At 63.6% G+C, this 17,460-nt stretch carries 19 protein-coding genes; 6 read left to right on the plus strand and 13 right to left on the minus strand.

The annotated features are described in order from the left end of the window. Positions 1-4: 4 nt before the first annotated feature. The 5 genes from fliR to flgB form a co-directional block, all read right to left on the minus strand. On the minus strand, positions 5-775 hold the full coding sequence (gene fliR / locus AC1RQ5_RS22695; protein WP_493201959.1) for a flagellar biosynthetic protein FliR: 771 nt from the start codon (positions 773-775) through the stop codon (positions 5-7). Positions 776-787: 12 nt separating this feature from the next. Then, the gene (fliQ, locus tag AC1RQ5_RS22700) at positions 788-1,051 is read right to left on the minus strand and encodes a flagellar biosynthesis protein FliQ (protein ID WP_398477141.1); all 264 of its coding nucleotides are present in this window, start codon (positions 1,049-1,051) and stop codon (positions 788-790) included. A gap of 151 nt (positions 1,052-1,202) precedes the next feature. Continuing rightward, the gene (fliE, locus tag AC1RQ5_RS22705) at positions 1,203-1,526 is read right to left on the minus strand and encodes a flagellar hook-basal body complex protein FliE (protein ID WP_398477143.1); all 324 of its coding nucleotides are present in this window, start codon (positions 1,524-1,526) and stop codon (positions 1,203-1,205) included. Positions 1,527-1,540: 14 nt separating this feature from the next. Continuing rightward, on the minus strand, positions 1,541-1,966 hold the full coding sequence (flgC, locus tag AC1RQ5_RS22710) for a flagellar basal body rod protein FlgC (protein WP_398477145.1): 426 nt from the start codon (positions 1,964-1,966) through the stop codon (positions 1,541-1,543). Between the two features lie 17 nt (positions 1,967-1,983). Further along, a complete protein-coding gene (flgB, locus tag AC1RQ5_RS22715) occupies positions 1,984-2,394 on the minus strand; it encodes a flagellar basal body rod protein FlgB (RefSeq protein ID WP_493201961.1) in 411 nt (136 codons plus the stop codon). A gap of 381 nt (positions 2,395-2,775) precedes the next feature. On the opposite strand from flgB, the gene AC1RQ5_RS22720 reads away from it, so the two are divergent. Further along, positions 2,776-3,864 carry a flagellar biosynthetic protein FliO gene (locus AC1RQ5_RS22720; RefSeq protein WP_493201963.1) on the plus strand — a complete coding sequence of 363 codons (1,089 nt, stop codon included), beginning with the start codon at positions 2,776-2,778 and terminating at the stop codon, positions 3,862-3,864. Continuing rightward, positions 3,861-4,613 carry a flagellar type III secretion system pore protein FliP gene (fliP, locus tag AC1RQ5_RS22725; RefSeq protein WP_398477151.1) on the plus strand — a complete coding sequence of 251 codons (753 nt, stop codon included), beginning with the start codon at positions 3,861-3,863 and terminating at the stop codon, positions 4,611-4,613. The genes AC1RQ5_RS22720 and fliP overlap by 4 nt, the downstream gene beginning before the upstream one ends. A gap of 114 nt (positions 4,614-4,727) precedes the next feature. Here the strand turns inward: fliP and AC1RQ5_RS22730 are convergent, their stop codons facing one another. From AC1RQ5_RS22730 to fliL, 5 genes are all read right to left on the minus strand, one after another. Then, positions 4,728-8,378, minus strand: a complete 3,651-nt coding sequence (locus AC1RQ5_RS22730) for a tetratricopeptide repeat protein (RefSeq protein ID WP_493201964.1) — start codon at positions 8,376-8,378, stop codon at positions 4,728-4,730. A 99-nt stretch (positions 8,379-8,477) separates the two neighbouring features. Then, a complete protein-coding gene (locus tag AC1RQ5_RS22735; RefSeq protein ID WP_493201966.1) occupies positions 8,478-9,248 on the minus strand; it encodes a MotE family protein in 771 nt (256 codons plus the stop codon). After that, positions 9,245-9,715, minus strand: a complete 471-nt coding sequence (locus AC1RQ5_RS22740) for a DUF6468 domain-containing protein (RefSeq protein WP_398477157.1) — start codon at positions 9,713-9,715, stop codon at positions 9,245-9,247. Before AC1RQ5_RS22740 ends, AC1RQ5_RS22735 begins: the two co-directional genes overlap by 4 nt. Then, positions 9,712-10,911 carry a flagellar motor switch protein FliM gene (gene fliM / locus AC1RQ5_RS22745; protein ID WP_398477159.1) on the minus strand — a complete coding sequence of 400 codons (1,200 nt, stop codon included), beginning with the start codon at positions 10,909-10,911 and terminating at the stop codon, positions 9,712-9,714. The genes AC1RQ5_RS22740 and fliM overlap by 4 nt, the downstream gene beginning before the upstream one ends. Positions 10,912-10,959: 48 nt before the next feature. Next, positions 10,960-11,460, minus strand: a complete 501-nt coding sequence (fliL, locus tag AC1RQ5_RS22750; RefSeq protein ID WP_493201969.1) for a flagellar basal body-associated protein FliL — start codon at positions 11,458-11,460, stop codon at positions 10,960-10,962. A gap of 369 nt (positions 11,461-11,829) precedes the next feature. On the opposite strand from fliL, the gene flgF reads away from it, so the two are divergent. The 4 genes from flgF to flgH are packed head-to-tail and all read left to right on the plus strand — an operon-like array spanning position 11,830 to position 15,274. Further along, a complete protein-coding gene (gene flgF, locus AC1RQ5_RS22755) occupies positions 11,830-12,594 on the plus strand; it encodes a flagellar basal-body rod protein FlgF (RefSeq protein ID WP_398477163.1) in 765 nt (254 codons plus the stop codon). A gap of 12 nt (positions 12,595-12,606) precedes the next feature. After that, positions 12,607-13,395: a flagellar basal-body rod protein FlgG gene (gene flgG / locus AC1RQ5_RS22760; protein ID WP_398477165.1), complete on the plus strand. Its 789-nt coding sequence runs from the start codon at positions 12,607-12,609 to the stop codon at positions 13,393-13,395. A 5-nt stretch (positions 13,396-13,400) separates the two neighbouring features. Next, the gene (gene flgA / locus AC1RQ5_RS22765) at positions 13,401-14,525 is read left to right on the plus strand and encodes a flagellar basal body P-ring formation chaperone FlgA (RefSeq protein WP_493201971.1); all 1,125 of its coding nucleotides are present in this window, start codon (positions 13,401-13,403) and stop codon (positions 14,523-14,525) included. A 5-nt stretch (positions 14,526-14,530) separates the two neighbouring features. Further along, the gene (gene flgH, locus AC1RQ5_RS22770; protein WP_398477169.1) at positions 14,531-15,274 is read left to right on the plus strand and encodes a flagellar basal body L-ring protein FlgH; all 744 of its coding nucleotides are present in this window, start codon (positions 14,531-14,533) and stop codon (positions 15,272-15,274) included. Positions 15,275-15,382: 108 nt separating this feature from the next. Here flgH and AC1RQ5_RS22775 read toward each other — a convergent pair whose 3' ends face one another. The 3 genes from AC1RQ5_RS22775 to AC1RQ5_RS22785 all read right to left on the minus strand — a co-directional run bounded on the left by AC1RQ5_RS22775 (position 15,383) and on the right by AC1RQ5_RS22785 (position 17,214). Next, positions 15,383-16,171: a 2-keto-4-pentenoate hydratase gene (locus AC1RQ5_RS22775; protein WP_493201973.1), complete on the minus strand. Its 789-nt coding sequence runs from the start codon at positions 16,169-16,171 to the stop codon at positions 15,383-15,385. 63 nt (positions 16,172-16,234) lie between these two features. Next, entirely contained in the window at positions 16,235-16,600 is a 366-nt protein-coding gene (gene dksA / locus AC1RQ5_RS22780; RefSeq protein WP_398477174.1) for an RNA polymerase-binding protein DksA, read from the minus strand. Between the two features lie 203 nt (positions 16,601-16,803). Continuing rightward, positions 16,804-17,214, minus strand: coding sequence for a flagellar assembly protein FliX (locus tag AC1RQ5_RS22785; protein ID WP_493201976.1), 411 nt, complete (start codon positions 17,212-17,214; stop codon positions 16,804-16,806). Positions 17,215-17,460: the final 246 nt, after the last annotated feature.

A 17,460-nucleotide genomic window follows, 5' to 3' on the forward strand; every position in this document is an offset into this window, starting at 1 on the left:
CCTCCTATGTCCGCGGCATCATCTGGTGCATCACACCAGCGAAGTAATCCATGTAAGTGCCCATCATGGCCGAGAGCACCAGCGCGAAGATCAGAAAGCCGATCATGATCGAGAGCGGCACGCCAACGAAATAGACCTGCATCTGCGGCATCAGGCGCGCCAGCACGCCAAGCCCCATATTGAAGACGAGACCGAAGACGAGAAATGGTGCCGCCAGCTGAATCCCGATCTTGAATGCGACCGTGAAAGCATTGGTCGCAAGCGCTGCGACATCGCCCGTCGGCAGGATCTCGCCCGGCGTAAAAATGCTGTAGCTGTCGTTGAGCGCGGAGATCACGAGGTGATGCGTATCCGTGGTGAAGATCAGCGTCATGCCGAGCAGGTTGAGGAAGTTACCGATCAGCACGCCCTGCTGGCCTTGCGTCGGATCCACCGAGGTGACGAAGCCGAGGCCGAGTTGCTGGGCGATCACCGAGCCCGCCACCGACAGCGCCGAGATGGTGACGCGCGCCGTGGCGCCAAGCACGATGCCGATGATGATCTCGCGCAGCATCAGCACCAGCATCGGCGCAATCGAGGTCATGTCGACATTATAGGCCGCGCGATGCGCTGGCAGCAGAATCAAGGTCAGCCCCAAAGCAATCGACAGCTTGATGCGCATCGGAATGTTGCTTTCGCCGAAGCCGGGCAACAGCATCACCATCGCGCCAACGCGGGCAAACACCAGCATGAAGGCGGCAGCGAGAGCCGGCAGGAGCGAAATATCGATGCGCATGAGGGATGTGTATCACCCCCCGATGATTCGCGCCGAAATCCGCATCATGTAGCTCGACAGCACGTCGCCCATGAACGGTAATGTCAGGATCATGGTCGCAAAGACCGCGAGAATCTTTGGCACGAAGACCAGCGACTGTTCCTGCACCTGCGTGAGCGCCTGGACCAGCGAGATCACGACACCGACCACAAGGCCGATGACCATCAGCGGCCCGGACACCAGCACGATGGTCCAGATCGCATCGCGGGCGACGTCGAGAGTTTCGGGGCCGGTCATTTTGTATCCTCTTACTACTCGGTCCCTCATGGTGAGGAGGCGCCACTTCGGCGCCGTCTCGAACCATGAGCTGTAGCGCTCCTTCACCATCCTTCGAGACGCGGCCTGCGGCCGCTCCTCAGGATGAGGGCGGGGTGTGTGGGCGCAGCAACTAGATCTGCATCTTCAAAATGTCTTCGTAGGACTGGATGACGCGGTCGCGCACCGACACCAGTGTCGAGACGGCGACGTCAGTCTCGGCCACTGCCGTAACCACATCCATGACATTCGCCTTGCCATTGGCCATGGCGACGGTCTGCGCGTCCGACTTGCGGCCGGCATCGAGCACGCTGCCGAGCGCCTCCTTGAGCACCGAGCCGAAGGACGGGCCAGCGCCGCTGTCCGCGACCTTGTTGAGACCGCCGACGCCACCGGCGCTGTCCATGATACGGGCAAGGCTTGCATAGGCGTTTGCGGCGACGTTCGGGGCTGCCATGGTGAGTGTCCTGTTCAGGCCTTGAGGATATCGAGGGTGCGCTGGATCATCCGGCGCGTGGCGCTGATGATGTTGAGATTGGCCTCATAGGAGCGCTGGGCTTCCTTCATGTCGGTCATTTCAACCAGCGAATTGACGTTCGGCACCTTGACGTTGCCGGCCGCATCCGCCGCGGGATTGCCGGGCTCGTAGCGTGTCGGAAAGGTGGACATGTCCGGGCGCACGCGGCCGAGGCCGACGGTGCGTGCGTCGAGTGTGCGATCGAGCTCCGACGTGAATGTCGGCACCTTGCGGCGATAGGGATCGCCGCCCGGCGTTTGCGCAGTGGACGCCGCATTGGCGATGTTTTCCGAGATGACACGCATGCGGCCGGCCTGGGCGCGCAGGCCCGAGGTCGCGATGCCCATCGACCGGGCGAAATCACTGCTGTTGTCGGCCATGTCCTGCTCTCCTCAGCTCAGCGCTTGCCGATGGCGGTCTTCAACAGACCGAGGCTGCGGGTGTAGAGCGAGCTTGCCGCGGCAAAGTCCATCTGGTTGGCGGAAACCTTCAGCATCTCGTCTTCGAGATTGACGGCATTGCCCGCAGGGCGGGTCTCGTAGCCGACGCGGTTGTTCTGGTCGAAAGTCGCGGCGGCACCGGACGGCGTAAGATTGACGCCCTGGGCGCGCATCATCGGCAACGTGCCCATGGCGCCGCCGGCGGCCGGGCCGCCCATCTTGTCGAATTTCGGTTCGACCAGATCGCGCGGCTTGAATTTCGGAGTATCCGAATTGGCGACATTCTCCGCCAGCACACGCTGGCGTTCCTGATGCCACTGCATCTTGGTGCGCAGCACCGACAACATCGGCATATCGCTGATCGCCATCGGAGGTCTCCGCTGCGCCCGGACACCTTGCCCGAAGCTAGGCAGAATTTGCCGGCCGCATGCTTAATAACGAGTTAACGTCCGACGCAGATAGTTACCGGAACGTAAAGCAATTGCGTAAAATACGGGATTATTGCGCGTTACATCGCTTTTTTGCCCGAATTGCCCGATTAACCACAAAGCTCAGCCAGGCGGTGGGGCGGCTAGAAGTCGTTTTGGCTGCGGCGATTCATAGTTTATTGTTAACCATCGGCAGTTTCTGCCGGGGGGCGTTAACAGACGGGGCGCGATTCCCGCGTTGTCCGGCCTGCTTCGATTGCAAGATCGACGGGTATCGGATGCGCGAGCGGAGCCAGCCGCCGTCTGTCTGGGGACTTCTTTATGAACGGAACATCGGCAGTCACTTTCATTCTTGCCTTCGTCTTCGTGCTGGCACTGATCGGGCTTGCGGCCTGGCTGGTGCGTCGATTCGGCGGCAACCGGCTGGGTGCCAATTCCGCTCGCGGACGCATGCCGCGCCTGGCCGTGATCGACGCAGCCGCCGTGGACGGACGTCGCCGCCTTGTCTTGGTCCGCCGCGACAATGTGGAACACCTGATCATGATCGGTGGCCCGTCCGATATCGTGGTCGAGCCGAACATCGTGCGCGCTGCGCCCGGCCGCGAGCGCGAACCGACCACGCAGCGCGAGACGTCGCGCGGTCCTTCGTTCGCGGACACGCCGAGCTGGGCGCCGCCGGAGCCGGTCGAACTCGGCGAGCCAGATGTCGCGCCGGAGCCGGCAGCACTGCCCCCGCGCCCTGCCCGTCCGTCCTTCAGCGAGGAGCCGCGTCGCGCCGCTGTTCTGCCCGAACGCCGCCCGGAGCCCACCATTGCCGCTGTAACACCGGAGCCGTCCCGTCCGGAGCCGCGCCCCGAGCCCACGCCTGCCCCCGCTCCGCAGCGTGAGCCTGCCTTGCTCCGCGCCTCTCGCAGCGAAACGCCGCGGCCCGAGATGCCGCGTAGCGAGCCGATGATGCCGCGCCCGATGCGCGCCGATCCGCCGATCCGCACCATGCCGACGACCCGTCCGCTGGAACGCACCAATGTCACTCCGAGCGCACCAGTCGTCGCGAAGCCGGAAGCGCCCGCTGCCGTGACGCCGCCGGTCGCCTCGACCACGCCATCGACCCCGGCCGCGATTTCCGCCGCCGACCAGAACCTTGCCGACATGGCGCAGCGCCTCGAAGCCGCACTGCGCCGCCCGTCTGGCGAACCGGCCCGCTCGGACGCGCCGGAGCCACGCATCGGTGCGCCGTCGGTTGCGCCTGATGCGCCAGTTGCTGCTCCGCGCGTGCGGGCGCCGGAAGTCTCGATCGCCAGCGCGTCCCGCGCCGAGGCACCGGCGATCACGCCACCGACCAAGTCCGGCTTCGAGAATCTCGAAGACGAGATGGCCTCCCTGCTGGGACGGCCGAAGTCGTCTTCGTGAGACCGCCGAACCTTCCGCGTAGAGTATTTTTCACCTCTGTCCTGATCGCCGCCGGGCTCCTCGCGAGCCCGGCGATGGCGCAGGATATCAGCATCAATCTCGGCGGCGGTGGCGGCGGTGTCACCGAACGCGCCGTGCAGATGATTGCACTGCTGACGGTGCTCTCGATCGCGCCGTCGATCCTGATCATGATGACGTCGTTCACGCGCATCGTGGTCGTGCTGTCATTGCTGCGCACAGCGCTTGGCACAGCGACAGCTCCGCCGAATACGGTGATCGTGGCGCTCGCGATGTTCCTCACCGCCTTCGTGATGGGGCCGGTGCTGCAGAAGTCCTATGATGACGGCATCAAGCCGCTGATGGCGAACGACATCACCGTCGAGCAGGCGCTGGTGCGCGCTGCCGGTCCGCTGCGCACCTTCATGCAGAAGAATGTCCGCGAGAAGGACGTCAAACTGTTCATGGACCTGTCCGGCGAAGCCCCGCCGGCCACGCCCGACGAGATGTCGCTGCGCATTCTGGTGCCGGCTTTCATGATCTCGGAGCTGAAACGCGCCTTCGAGATCGGCTTCCTGCTGTTCCTGCCCTTTCTGATCATCGACCTCGTCGTCGCATCGGTACTGATGGCGATGGGCATGATGATGCTGCCGCCGGCGGTGGTGTCACTGCCGTTCAAGCTGATCTTCTTCGTGCTGGTGGATGGCTGGTCGCTGGTGGCGGGCAGTCTGGTGCAGAGTTACGGGCAGTAGCGAGGCGCCCATCCTGTCGTCGCCCGGCTTGACCGGGCGATCCAGTAAACACCGCAGCGACAGAGTATACTGGGTCACCCGGTCAAGCCGGGTGACGACAAATCAGAGCTTTCCCTACCGCATCTCAATCTTGCGCACATTCACCACCGGCCGCGTCGGCATGGTCGGCAGCGAGCCGGTCGGGGCCATGTCGGCGACGCCGGGCACGGTGGCCTTGGCGCTGCTCTCGGGGAAACGCTGCTTCATCTCGCGCAGGAATCCCTCCAGCGTATCCACCGATGCCGCCATTTTGGCGATGGCTGCGAATTCCGAACTGTTGCCGGTCGCCGGCGTGCTCGCCGTGTCGAACGCGATCTTGTCCGCGCCCGACGTCATCAGCGGCGCATATTTCTCGCGGAAGCGCGCGAGGCCGAGCGAATCCTCGGCCAGCGCATAGCCGACCACCGCACGAATGACGTCGCTCTTCTCGCCGGTCGTGAGCGGTGTGAAATCGCGCCAGCGATCGCCGTAATAGAGTTCGATCTGCTCGGCCGCCTCGCGCCAGCGGCGCGACGACCAGTAGATGTCCGACCGCAACCGGACGGCCTCGCGACCGGCCACATGGGAGATGATGTCGAGCGCAAGATCGCGGCGACCGATATCGCTCTGCGCGCGCGCCTCGAGCAGCAGGCGCTGCTGGCGCAACTCGCCGGAGAGATCATTGATGCGGGTGGTGCGCATGGCGGCGATGGCCCGTTCGGGCTTGCGCGCCATCAGGTAAACGGTGGCGAGCCGTGCCGCGACCTGCGAACGCGCGGCGCCCTCCAGACGGTGATCGACCTGATACTGCAGCAGCTCGGCCGCCTGATCGAGCAGGTCGACGGCCACGAGGCGGTCGGCCAGCCGGCGGATCATCTCGTCGCCGCGGCGACCGATCGGCGTCAGCTCGCGAAACTCGTAGAACATCGCCAGCGCATCCACCGGCGGCAGCTTGTCGCCTTTCGGCGAGAGATAGACATCGGAGAACAGCGCCTGCGCGTCGTCCTGCACCTGCCGTGCGGCGTCGCTATTGGCCTGGCGCTCAGTCGCAGTGCGCGCCGCCATCAGCGAATCCTTGTAGCGGCCGGTCTTCGCATACATCTGCGCCAACAGCTGCAATGCCCGCACTTCCACGCTATCGCCGCGCCAGGTCACGGCAAGCGTTTCCAATTCCGTCAGGGCATCCTCGTCGCTGATCTCGTTGCGCTTCTGGCGCAGCACGATTTCGCGCAGCTTGGCTTCAGCGGCCGATGGACGATCGATCGAGCCGGTGACCTCGGCATATTTCGACAGCGCGTCCTTCTCGCGGCCGAGCGCCTCATCGAGCCATCCACTGAGCAGCGTCGCGGACGGCTTCATCTCCGCAGGGATGCCGACGACTTCGAGCTCGCTGCCGCGCGACGATGCGCCGGCATAGTCCTTCACTTCGAGCGAGGCGCGCAGCGCCATCATCAGCCCGATGCGCTGCAGATCCGGCGGCAGCGCCGCAAGGGTGAATTCTGAATTCTTGAAGCGCTCGCGCGCATCGACCCATTTGCCCTGCTTGGCGAAAGCGAAGGCTTTCCACAATTCGGCGTCGTAGCCTGGCCCGAGGACGGGCTGGGCGATATCCTTCAGCGTCTGATCGGGACGATTGATCAACGCGCTCGCGACTGCATGGATAACCATTGCAGCGGCGCTCTCTTCGCCCGGCTTCATGTCGGAGATCGCGAGATCGGCGACACCCTTGGCCTCGTGATACATGCCGCGCGCCATGTAGAACTTGGCGAGATCCATGCGCGCATTGGCCACGGAGGCGGTGTCGGCCACGGCAGCTGCATCCAGCAGCTTGTCGAAGCGCTGATTGAACGGGCCTTCCTGATCCATCCGCCACTGCCCGACATCGAAGATCGGTCGCGCGACCGTCGACGCGCGCTGCGGCGCTGCGTCTGCGGGTGACAGCGTCAATCCACCCGGCCGGGTGAGCGTCACCTTGTCGATACCTGCATCGACCGCGACCTCATCGGAATTCGTCTGGACGACGACGCCGTGGATGGATTCAAGCAGCGAGAATTCGACGAAATCCTGACGACGCACGAAGCCGCGCGCCGGCGGCAGCGCGGTGATGACGGTGAGCACATCGCCCGCATCGGGATCGGTGAGACGATGCTTCAAACCCGGCCGCGCCAGTTGCACCTGCACGCTGGCCTTTTTGGGATCGGCGATATTGCGCACGGCCGACAGCGCCTGCGACTGCGTCTGTCGTGTATCGGCCAAAGTCAGCGTCCAGGCTTGGCCGCTGCCATTCGCGTCCTCGGCAGACAGCGAGGCCAGTTGTGGACGGTTGAGGCGGATGCGCACCGCCTGCCCCTTCTCCAGCTTGATGGACTCCGCATCGGCCACCACCGAACCGCTGTCGCGGCGGATCGCTGCGACATCGATCGGCTTGGTCGAATCGCTCACCAGCCACAGCATGTCGCCGCGGCGGAACAGCGCCACCGGCGTCGGCGCCGGGAAAGCGAAGTTCATCCGCACGCCTTCGCTGCTGCGCTTGACCTCGACGGGAACGCCCATGGCCTCAGCAGCTGCCAGCGCCTGCTGCGCGGGCGCCGCAGGCATCGGGGCCGATGGCGCTTCCTTCACGGGCGCAGCAGCGATCACAGGCGCAGGCGCAGCTTCGACAGTCTTGATGGGCTCGGACTTCGGGGCCTCGATCTTCGATGCTTCCACCGTAGCGACGGGGGCAACGACCGGTGCCTCGGCTTTCTTCTCCTGCGCGATCTCGCGTGCAATCGATTCCGACGTCGGCGGCTTGATCTCGCTGGATTTCTGCGCGGGCGCAGCCGCGGCTTCGACAGGCTTGGGCTCTGCCGGCTTCGTTTCGGCGGGCGGCGTTGCCGGCAGTTGGGCAAGCGGCGACGGCTTGTCCTGCTGCTGGAAGCCGATATCGACGATGTAGCTCTTCTCGTCACGGAACGATTTGACGTCCACATCGCCAATCAGCGCGATCTCGACGGCCGTGCGATTGCCGTCCATCGCCTGTCCGATGGAGGCGACATTGGCCGGCGCCGACAGTTTTGCGTCAGCGAGATCGAAGACGAGCGGAGCATTGAAGGTCAGCGTCAGGCGCTTGTCGTCCAGCAATGACGATGCGCCGACATTCGGCGGGGTCTCGAAGGCAAAACGCACGAAGGTCGGCTGCACCGAGGCGCGCACGCGGATCGGCGGCTTCTTCTGGCTCTCGGCAGTGGCGCGCTGCTGGCGCAACGCCCGTTCGGCGGCGCGGGCGCGGTCGGAGAGTTCTTTCACCACATCCTGGGGCAGTCCGGGCGGCGCGCCCTTCCAGCCATCGGGCAGCAGATCGATAAAGACGCGTTCGCCCGCGGTCATCGAATTGACGGTCACGCGACGCGACAGCGCGATGCGCAGAGCGGTGCCATCGGGATCGCGGCGCGCCGAGCCGATATAATCGGGCGCCGCATCGCCGAGAATTTCCACGGGCACATCGACGGGACGCTTGAAGCGGACGATAAGGACCGAGCCCGCCTGGCTGACTTCGGATTCAACGTCTTCGGCCAGCTTGAGCACAATCCGCGCATAACCACCCGACGTCGACAGCGCCGCAGTGCCCTTGACGCTCTGGGCGAAGGCGGACAACGAAAATGTGGTCGACAGCGACAGCACCACCGCGAAACCGGCACAACGCGACGCCGCCCACGACAAGGCGCGGGGGCGCGTCCAACATGCTGCGGCAGGCTTGCGCGGCATTTTCGAGGTATCTCTCAGCCCAGGCTACGACGAACGATCATTCGTTCGATCAGCGCCAAATCTAGAAGCCGGCCTCTAAGGAGTTGTTAATGATTTTCTTTAATTCCGCATGGGCTGCACAGGCCGCCCCTCGATCTTCGGCAGTTCCGCAGTCGAGGCCGAGCGCTCGCCGCCCTGGGCACGCCGGGCCAGCTCGACGGTAAGCTTCTCCGCAGCTTCCGGCTGCATCAGGCCAAGCACGTCCGACATTTTTCGCGGGGCCATCTGCGAGGCGATCTCGAACAGCACCTGCATTTCCAGCCGGTCGAAGATCTTGGCGGCATCCTTCGGCTTCATGCTCTCATACATGGTGATGATGCCCTTGAAGCGCGCCGCATCGGCTTCGCTCTTCTGCTCCGTCGCCGTCTTGATGCCGGCCTCGACGCCCTTCATTTCGTCGACCTTGGTCTCGATGCGCTTTTCAGCAGCCTTCAGGAGACTTTCGCGGATTTCAAGTTCGCGCGCCCGCGCGTCCAATTCCTGACGGCGCGATTGCAGGCGTTCGAGGATGGCGCGTTCGGAATCCGAAATCTTCGGCGCCTGCTCCACCGGCGGCGTATTGGTGACGGCGATGGCATCGGGCGCGGCCACGGTGGGCTTCGCCGGATCGTCCTTCTTCGCGGCGACCGAGCCCGTGATGTCCGGATCGACCGGCTTCGCCCCGCCCGGGAAGTTGAACATCTCCTGCGCCCAGGATTGTTTCACCGGCTGCGGCTGATATTCGAACACATAGCCGCCATCGATCACGATGCCGGCGATCTTGAGGATCGCCAGACCAAGCACCGCAACCAGAACGACAGGCAGGATACGAATATCGCGGAAGGCCTTCATGCAGCGATGCCGTCTGGCCTCCGACGCTCGGCGAATGCCTGTGCTGCAGCAGCATTGGCGCGCGCCGCGGACATACGAGCGGCCGTTGCCGCAGCCGCCGGAGCAACCGGCACTTCCGGCTCAGCCTGGGCTGTCAGCGGGCGCGCGGCGATGGCGATCTTGGACAGCCGCCGCACCACCGCATCGCCTTCGGCGAGCTGCGCCTTGAGCTGTTCGGCAAGCGCGGTCGCAGCATTGATCTGCGCACCGAGGTTTTCGTTAACGTCGCGCACCGTGTGCTTGAGCCCGCCGATGGCGCGCTCGGCGATTTCGGTCACGGTGATCAGCTCACCGATGGTGGCCTTCAGCGATTGTTCGTCCGCCTTCAGCTTCTTGAGGCGCTTATTGAGCAGCATGCAATAGCCAATGGTCAGAACGAGCAACACGGCGACCAGGCCTTCTATCACGATTCCCAGCGAATGGCTCATTGTGCCTCCATCATCTTGGTTTGTTCGTCTGCTTTTTCAAACATTGCGAGGGTGGTGTGGGGCTTGCGCAAATGCTTCGTCACGCGGATAGCGACCCGGTCACCGACACGGCCCATCCGCCCTTCCGTCAGCGTGACAGCGCCGCAGCGAACCGCGACCAGCGCATCCGCTTTCATCTCCAGCGGCAACGTGTCGCCCACCTTCAGCATCATCAGCTGCTTCAGCGGGATATTGGCCTCGTAGAGCACGGCATCGACGGCAATCTCTGCCTGTGCGAGTTCGGTGGCGAGATGGCTTTCCCAGATCGGATCACGGCCGAATTTTTCGCCCATGAACATCTGCATGAGCGTGCCGCGGATCGGCTCGATGGTCGCATAGGGCAGCAACAGCTCGATGTCGCCGCCGCGGTCTTCCATATCAACATGCAGGCGCACCAGGATGGCGGCATTGGCCGGCCGGCTGATGGCTGCGAAGCGCGGATTGGTCTCGAGACGGTCGATATTGAATGACACCGGTGACAGCGGCCGGAACGCCTGTTCGGCATCGGCCAGCACCACTTCGATCAGGCGCTTGACGAGATTGGTCTCGATGGTCGTGTAAGGCCGGCCCTCGATGCGCAGCGAGGCCTGGCCGCGACGGCCGCCGAGCAGCACGTCGATCATCGAATAGATCAGGCTGGAATCGACGGTAGCGAGACCGAAATTCTCCCACTCCTCGGCCTTGAACACGCACAGCACCGCCGGCAGCGGGATCGAGTTCATGTAATCGCCGAAGCGCACCGAAGTGATGCGATCCAATGAGACTTCGACGTTGTCGGAGGTGAAATTGCGCAGGCTCGTGGTCATCAACCGCACCAGGCGGTCGAACACGATTTCGAGCATCGGCAGACGCTCGTAGGACACCATCGAGGAATCGATGATGGCGCGAATGCCCGAATTCTCGTCGAGATTGATTTCATTGACGCTGAAGCCGAGGAGATTGTCGATCTCCTCCTGCGACAGCACGCGCTCGCCGCCATTCTTGCCGCCGCCGAGATCGCGGCCGCCATCTTCCACCATGGCGGCCCATTGCTCGGCCATGGTGCCCGTGAGTTCGTTCTCGGCAGCAGCTTTCGCGGCCTCGGCGGGATCCTCTGAATCCAGAGATGCTTCCCACTCGGCGGCAATTGCGTCCTGATCGACCTGCTCGGTAGACATCGTTCTAGACCCACATCCTCATTGCGAAAATTTTCACTGCGAAAACCGTCACTGAATGAGGATTTCCTTGAATAGGACCGCGTTGACATGATTCGGCGCGATCGCCGCGTTGACGCGACGCGTCAGTTCTTCCTTCAACCGAAACATGCCGATCGACCCGTTCAGGTCGGACGAGCGCAATTCGCGCAAGTAAACCTGGGCCATATCGGTAATGCGCGGCATCGCCGGGGTGATGAGTGCCACCTGCGGTGCATCCTTCACTTCCAGCACCAGCTTGGCCTTCAGATATTGCACGCGCTCGCCGGGCTGGCCGGCGAGGTTGACCATGATCTCCGGCACCTCGACGAAGGACAGCGGCTTGGCGGCCGCGGGTGCCGCTTCGGCGTGCTCATCCTTCTTCTTGCCTTTGGCCAGGAAGAAGTAACCGCCGCCGCCGCCGACCAGCGCCAGCGCGACCACGCCGATAATGATCAGCTTGAGCTTGCTCTTCTTGGGAGCGGCCTCGTCCCCACCGGGGGCGGCGCCATCTGTCGTGTCGGTATCCGCCATCGCCTCGCCCGTTCCGGGAATTGGGATGGGCTCGATGCTGCGAAGCAGGCCCTGAAGACGCGATACAAACTGCCGCCAGCGCCCAAGGCCCTGTCTGATCCGGACGCTAGGTCGCAATGGTTAATGGAATCTTTATTTTCGGGATTCACTAGGAAAATTCTGCCGGCAGTTATGGTCAACAAGATCTTTCTGCCGCCCTCCCCGACGCGCCAAAATCTACCAATATATTGAGATCACTCATATTTTCCAGTTGGCACGGGTTTCGCTACTCCACTGGTGTGAACCACGGCTTGGGAGAGCTTGAGTGGTCCACGAGATCCACGAACCGGCTTGGGAGAGCCGCTCGTTGGGACAAGGGGAGATTACCCGATGGAGAACGTGGGTCTCATCGGATTGTCGCGGCAGATGACGCTTCGTCGGCAGTTGGACGTCGTCGCGAACAATATCGCGAATATCAACACCACCGGCTTCAAGGCCGAGCGGACGTTGTTTCAGGAATACCTGAGCCCCACGGCCCATGAAGACAACTTCAGTGGCCGCGATCGTCGCGTGTCCTTCGTGCAGGACCGCGCCACCATGCATGATTTCGCCGGTGGCCCGGTCGAGCCGAGCAAGAACCCGCTCGACGTCGCCATCGACGGCAATGCCTTCCTGGAAGTGCAGACCCCGGCCGGCACGCGCTACACCCGCGACGGCAGCCTGCAGATCAACAATCAGGGTCAGCTCGTGACCTCGAGCGGCTTCCCCGTGCTCGGCAATAACGGCCCGATCGTGTTCCAGCAGACCGATCACGACATCAACATCTCCCAGGACGGCACCGTCACCGTGCTGGAAGGCACGAACCGCGTCGACAGCGTGCGCAGCAAGATCCGCATGGTGCAGTTCGCCTCGCCGCAACAGCTGGTGAAGGAAGGTTCGAACCTCTACTCGGCCGGCGCCGGCGCCAACCCGCAGCCATCGCTGACCTCGAAGCTGAACCAGGGCTTCATCGAGCGCTCCAACGTCTCTTCGGTGACCGAGATGACGCGCATGATCGAAGTGACCCGTGCCTATACCGAACTGTCGAACATGCTGGTGTCGCAGGGCGATGCCCGCAAGACCGCTATCGAAAAACTCGCCGACGTTCCGGCTTAAGGACACAGACCCATGCGCGCACTCTACACCGCAGCGACCGGGATGGCGGCCCAGGAACTCAACGTCCAGGTCATCTCGAACAACATCGCGAATATGCGCACCACCGGCTACAAGAAGCAGCGGGCGGCGTTCCAGGACCTCATCTACGATCACGTGCGCCGCGTCGGCGCGCAGGCATCGGACCAGGGCACCATGATCCCGGTCGGCGTCGACATCGGCGGCGGCGTCAAGACGGTCGGCACCCCGCGCCTGATGGGCCAAGGCACGCTGTCGGTCACCGGCAACGATCTCGACATCGCGATCCGTGGCGAAGGCTTCTTCAAGATCCAGATGACCGACGGCACCTTCACCTATACGCGTGACGGTTCATTCTCGACCGACAGCCAGGGCCGTATCGTCAATGCGCAGGGCAACCTGCTGCAGCCGACGATCACGATCCCGACCGCATCCTCGCAGCTTGCCATCAATGCTGCCGGCCAGGTCTCGGTGATCGTGCCGGGCTCCACAACGCCCACCGTGCTCGGCACCATCGGCCTGACCCGCTTCATCAACAAGGCCGGCCTCAATCCAATCGGCGACAACCTGTTCACCGAAACCCCGGCCTCCGGCACGCCGCAGGACGGCACCGCCAATCTCGACGGTTTTGGCGACATGCAGCAGCGCAATCTCGAACAGGCGAATGTCGAAGTCGTCACCGAAATCTCCGACCTGATCGCCGCCCAGCGCGCCTATGAGATGAACGCCAAGGTGATCAGCGCTGCCGACCAGATGCTGCAGTCCACATCCGGCATGTTCCGCTGAGGAGGATGATCATGACTTTCACCATGCGCACTCTCATCCTGGCCACTGCCCTGCTCGCCGGCGCCGCCACCGCGGCATTCGGCCAGGACAAGCGCGAGGACACGGGCATCGCGGCGCCGATGTTGCGCGCCAATGTCGTGGTGTCGAGCGAGGTGGTACGGATCGGCGATGTCATCGACAATGCCGGCCCGGCTGCCAATATCGCGATCTATCGCGCGCCCGATCTCGGCACCATCGGCACGCTGACCACCGCGCAGATCATCTCGACGCTGCGCACCCATCAGGTGATCGGCGTGGAGACCTCAGGCCTGCAATCGATCTCGGTGACCCGGCTGTCGCGCAGCATCGAGAGCAAGGATATCGAGGCCCATATCGGCAAGGCACTCGAACATCGCAACGGCCTTGGCGACGCCGCCAATTTGACCCTGACCTTCGACCGCGACGTCCAGGGCGTGCAGCTCGACGCCGGCTATACCGGCGCAATCGAGGCAGTCGCGACGCGCTTCGATACGCGCAGCGGCCGCTTCGACGTGACATTCGCCATCGGCAGCGAAGCCAACGCACCCACAGCCAAACTGCGCTTCACCGGCACTGCGGTGGAAACCGTGGAAGTCGCCGTGCTCGCACGCGGCGTCGAGCGCAATGAAGTGCTGAAATCGTCCGACGTGCTCGTCGAGCGCCGCCCGAAGGCGGAAGTCGGCATTGACGGCGCCAGCCGCGAACGCGCGGTGGGCATGCAGAGCCGCCGCCAGCTCCGCAGCGGCCAGGCCATCCGCAATGCCGATCTCGCCAAGCCCGACCTCGTGGTGCGCGACCAGGCCGTCACCCTCGTGTTCCGCTCCGCCGGACTCTACCTCACCGTTCGCGGCAAGGCACAGGATTCCGGCACCGAAGGCGATGTCGTCAATGTCATGAACCTGCAGTCCAAGCGCAGCGTCGCCGGTGTCGTCACCGGCCGCGGCGAAGTCACCGTCTCCGCCCCGTCCGCTTCGCCGCTCCCGGGCGAACGCGCGCCGGCCCCTTCTCCCGCAACTCCCGACCCAGCACCTTCCGAAAAGATCTCCCGCGCACCTTCTCCCGTCGCCCTCGCAGCCAACGACCGCGTGCCCGTCTCTCGCAAAGCTGAGTAAACTACATGTATCAGTTCAACCGCCCCATCGCCCTTGCAGCGCTCCTCGCCACCGGACTCGGCGGCTGCTCCTCCATCGACCGCCTCGCCTCCATCGGCGAGAAGCCGGCGCTGACGGCCATCGACAATCCGACCACCCAGCCCGGCTACAAGCCGGTGCAGATGCCGATGCCGAAGCCGGAAGTCGCGTCCTATAACGCCAATTCGCTGTGGCGCTCGGGCTCACGCGCCTTCTTCAAGGATCAGCGCGCCCGCCAGGTCGGCGACATCATGACCATCACGGTGAATTTCACCGACAAGGCCAACATCGCCAACCAGACCCAGCGCAGCCGTACCAGCTCGGAAGATTCCGGCGTCACCGATTTTCTGGGCAGCAAGCTGCTGACCGGCAGTGCCGCCTCGGCGTTGCCTGGTCGTCTGCTGACCACCGACAGTTCGTCGTCGAGCGATGGCAAGGGCTCGGTGGTGCGTCAGGAAGCGCTGCAGACCAATGTCGCCGCCGTCGTCACGCAGCTATTGCCGAACGGCAATCTCGTCGTCGAGGGCAAGCAGGAAATCCGCGTCAACTACGAAATTCGCGAACTGATCGTCGCCGGCATCGTGCGACCCGAGGATATCCAGAGCGACAACACCATCGACAGTTCGAAGATCGCGCAAGCCCGCATCGCCTATGGCGGCCGTGGTCAGATCTCCGACGTCCAGCAGCCGCGCTACGGCCAGCAGGTGATGGACGTGCTGCTGCCCTTCTAACACCTTATGAGCTCCCACATCGCAGCGCGCTCCCACGCGCTGCGATGTTCACACGCGGCCTTCCGTCAGCTCCCCTGACGGAAGGCCGTCGTTGTTTGTGAGAACCATCTACGCCTTGAAATCCACCGTCACGCTGCCGAGGCCCGACAGCTCCATAAGCACATCATCGCCTGCATTGAGCCACTCGGTCTTCACGAGGCTCCCCGTCAACACGAACTCGCCGGCTTTGAGCATCCGGCCCTGCGCCGCGAGATGATTGGCGAGCCAGGCCAGTGCATGATGGGGATGACCGAGCACGTCGGCGCCGGTCCCGCGTCCGACTTCAATGCCGTTGACGATCGCGCGCCCGACCACCGATGTCAGATCAGGCGCGTCGGCGGCAGCAACGCCTTTGCCGAGCACGCAGCCCGCCGCAAAGAAATCATCAGCAATCAGCGACCGTGCATCCATGCTGCGCCAGTCGTCATATCGGTCATCGACAATCTCGATCGCGGGGAAGTAGGCCTCGATGGCCGGCGCGACGGACTCTGCCGTGAAGATGTCCCCGGTCGGCGACAGGTCGCAAGCGAGCCGCACGGCAATCTCGCATTCGACACCGACATGGACGTAATCGGCATAGCGCAACGACGCGCCGGAGGACTTGAAACCGGCCATATAAAGACCGCCGGCACAGGGATGATCGATGCCGAGATAGACCTGCATCACCGTCGAAGTGCATCCGATCTTGTAGCCGACCTGCTCGCCGAAATCCGGCGCCAACAGATTATGCAGCGCATCCTGCACGCGATAGGCATCGGCCTCGTCATGCGGAATCGCCTCGGGGGGAAGCGCGGCCAGCGGCGTGCGATTCAGGCGCACGTAGCGCAGAACCTCGGCAATCGCGAGCTGCTTCTCCATCGACAACCTCCCTAAAACAAAAACGGCCGCCTCGTGAAACGGGCGGCCGTTAATTTTTGCGACCTATTCGTCGCGATAGACCTTCTCGCGCTTCTCGTGGCGCTCCTGGGCCTCCACCGAGAGAGTCGCGATCGGACGGGCCTCGAGGCGCTTGAGCGAGATCGGCTCGCCGGTCTCTTCGCAATAACCGTAGCTATTGTCCTCGATGCGTAGCAGCGCCGCGTCGATCTTGGAGATCAGCTTGCGCTGGCGATCCCGCGCGCGCAGCTCGATGGCGCGGTCGGTTTCCGACGAGGCGCGATCGGCGAGGTCTGGATGGTTCACATTCTCTTCCTGCAGGGTCTGCAGGGTGAGCTTGGATTCGCGAAGAATCTCGTCCTTCCAGGCCAGCAGCTTGCCGCGGAAGTACTCGCGCTGCCGGTCGTTCATGAAAGGCTCTTTATCGGAGGGGCGATAGCTCTTTGTCTTGTCCAAGGCCAATCCATCAATGCTTGCATGGCGCCGGAAATACCCGGACGCGCGGCGCTTATATAGCTACGCCGTGTGACAGACAATAACGTCGAGGAACTGGCCGGACCTGTACCCGGCCGGGTTCTCCACTGGAACTTTGGCGATCTGGAGAGTTTCGAAGCTCAGGTCCGCGCGGCCTTGGCGAGTTCGACCTCGACCCGCAGCTCGATTTCGGACAGCACGGCGTCGAGGCCGGGGTCGCCCGAAGTGGCTTTCAGGTCCGCCGCAGCCGTGCGCAGACGCGCCACGGTGGCAGGCGTGATCGCCCCGGACAGCAGGCCGATCTTCAGTTCGTCGAGCACATCAAGTGCGCCGCGGCCGCGCTGCACCGACTTCTTGCGGCGCTCGGTCGGGTCCTCGACGCTCTGCATGGCAATGAGTGCATCGATGCTGTTGGCGGCGCGGGGGGCCGCAGCCGGGCGCGCATCGGCCGCAGGAGCCGCGTCAGGCAGCGAAAAGGTTCCCGAACCGGTCTTCTTCGTGCCCGAGGAAGGGGTTCCGAGCGTGGTGCCGTTGGGTCCGTAAATGCGCATCGGCAAGGTCCAGCGAAATGGCGGCCATTTCCGGTCCGCACAGGGGCCACATCCCAGTCCCGCGACAAGCAAAGCGGAAGCCGGTGGCCCTGTCTGCACCCTCGCGGTTTATGGTTAATCAAACGTAAATGGCCCGGCAAAATCTGCCGGCAGCGGCAGTTTCGACTCGGCACCGACGCCGGGCGAAGCTCGCTGCATAATATTTTTCCCAGCAAACTCATAAGGATGACCGCACCCCGAAGACTG

This window comes from Tardiphaga sp. GW821-FHT12E02 (genome assembly GCF_058807155.1).

Excerpts from the sequence above, each read along its gene's own strand:
- fliR (WP_493201959.1), bottom strand. The coding sequence starts at position 775 with ATGCGCATCGATATTTCGCTCCTGCCGGCTCTCGCTGCCGCCTTCATG.
- fliQ (WP_398477141.1), bottom strand. The coding sequence starts at position 1,051 with ATGACCGGCCCCGAAACTCTCGACGTCGCCCGCGATGCGATCTGGACC.
- fliE (WP_398477143.1), bottom strand. The coding sequence starts at position 1,526 with ATGGCAGCCCCGAACGTCGCCGCAAACGCCTATGCAAGCCTTGCCCGT.
- flgC (WP_398477145.1), bottom strand. The coding sequence starts at position 1,966 with ATGGCCGACAACAGCAGTGATTTCGCCCGGTCGATGGGCATCGCGACC.
- flgB (WP_493201961.1), bottom strand. The coding sequence starts at position 2,394 with ATGGCGATCAGCGATATGCCGATGTTGTCGGTGCTGCGCACCAAGATG.
- AC1RQ5_RS22720 (WP_493201963.1), top strand. The coding sequence starts at position 2,776 with ATGAACGGAACATCGGCAGTCACTTTCATTCTTGCCTTCGTCTTCGTG.
- AC1RQ5_RS22730 (WP_493201964.1), bottom strand. The coding sequence starts at position 8,378 with ATGCCGCGCAAGCCTGCCGCAGCATGTTGGACGCGCCCCCGCGCCTTG.
- AC1RQ5_RS22735 (WP_493201966.1), bottom strand. The coding sequence starts at position 9,248 with ATGAAGGCCTTCCGCGATATTCGTATCCTGCCTGTCGTTCTGGTTGCG.
- AC1RQ5_RS22740 (WP_398477157.1), bottom strand. The coding sequence starts at position 9,715 with ATGAGCCATTCGCTGGGAATCGTGATAGAAGGCCTGGTCGCCGTGTTG.
- fliM (WP_398477159.1), bottom strand. The coding sequence starts at position 10,911 with ATGTCTACCGAGCAGGTCGATCAGGACGCAATTGCCGCCGAGTGGGAA.
- fliL (WP_493201969.1), bottom strand. The coding sequence starts at position 11,460 with ATGGCGGATACCGACACGACAGATGGCGCCGCCCCCGGTGGGGACGAG.
- flgF (WP_398477163.1), top strand. The coding sequence starts at position 11,830 with ATGGAGAACGTGGGTCTCATCGGATTGTCGCGGCAGATGACGCTTCGT.
- flgG (WP_398477165.1), top strand. The coding sequence starts at position 12,607 with ATGCGCGCACTCTACACCGCAGCGACCGGGATGGCGGCCCAGGAACTC.
- flgA (WP_493201971.1), top strand. The coding sequence starts at position 13,401 with ATGATCATGACTTTCACCATGCGCACTCTCATCCTGGCCACTGCCCTG.
- flgH (WP_398477169.1), top strand. The coding sequence starts at position 14,531 with ATGTATCAGTTCAACCGCCCCATCGCCCTTGCAGCGCTCCTCGCCACC.
- AC1RQ5_RS22775 (WP_493201973.1), bottom strand. The coding sequence starts at position 16,171 with ATGGAGAAGCAGCTCGCGATTGCCGAGGTTCTGCGCTACGTGCGCCTG.
- dksA (WP_398477174.1), bottom strand. The coding sequence starts at position 16,600 with ATGAACGACCGGCAGCGCGAGTACTTCCGCGGCAAGCTGCTGGCCTGG.
- AC1RQ5_RS22785 (WP_493201976.1), bottom strand. The coding sequence starts at position 17,214 with ATGCGCATTTACGGACCCAACGGCACCACGCTCGGAACCCCTTCCTCG.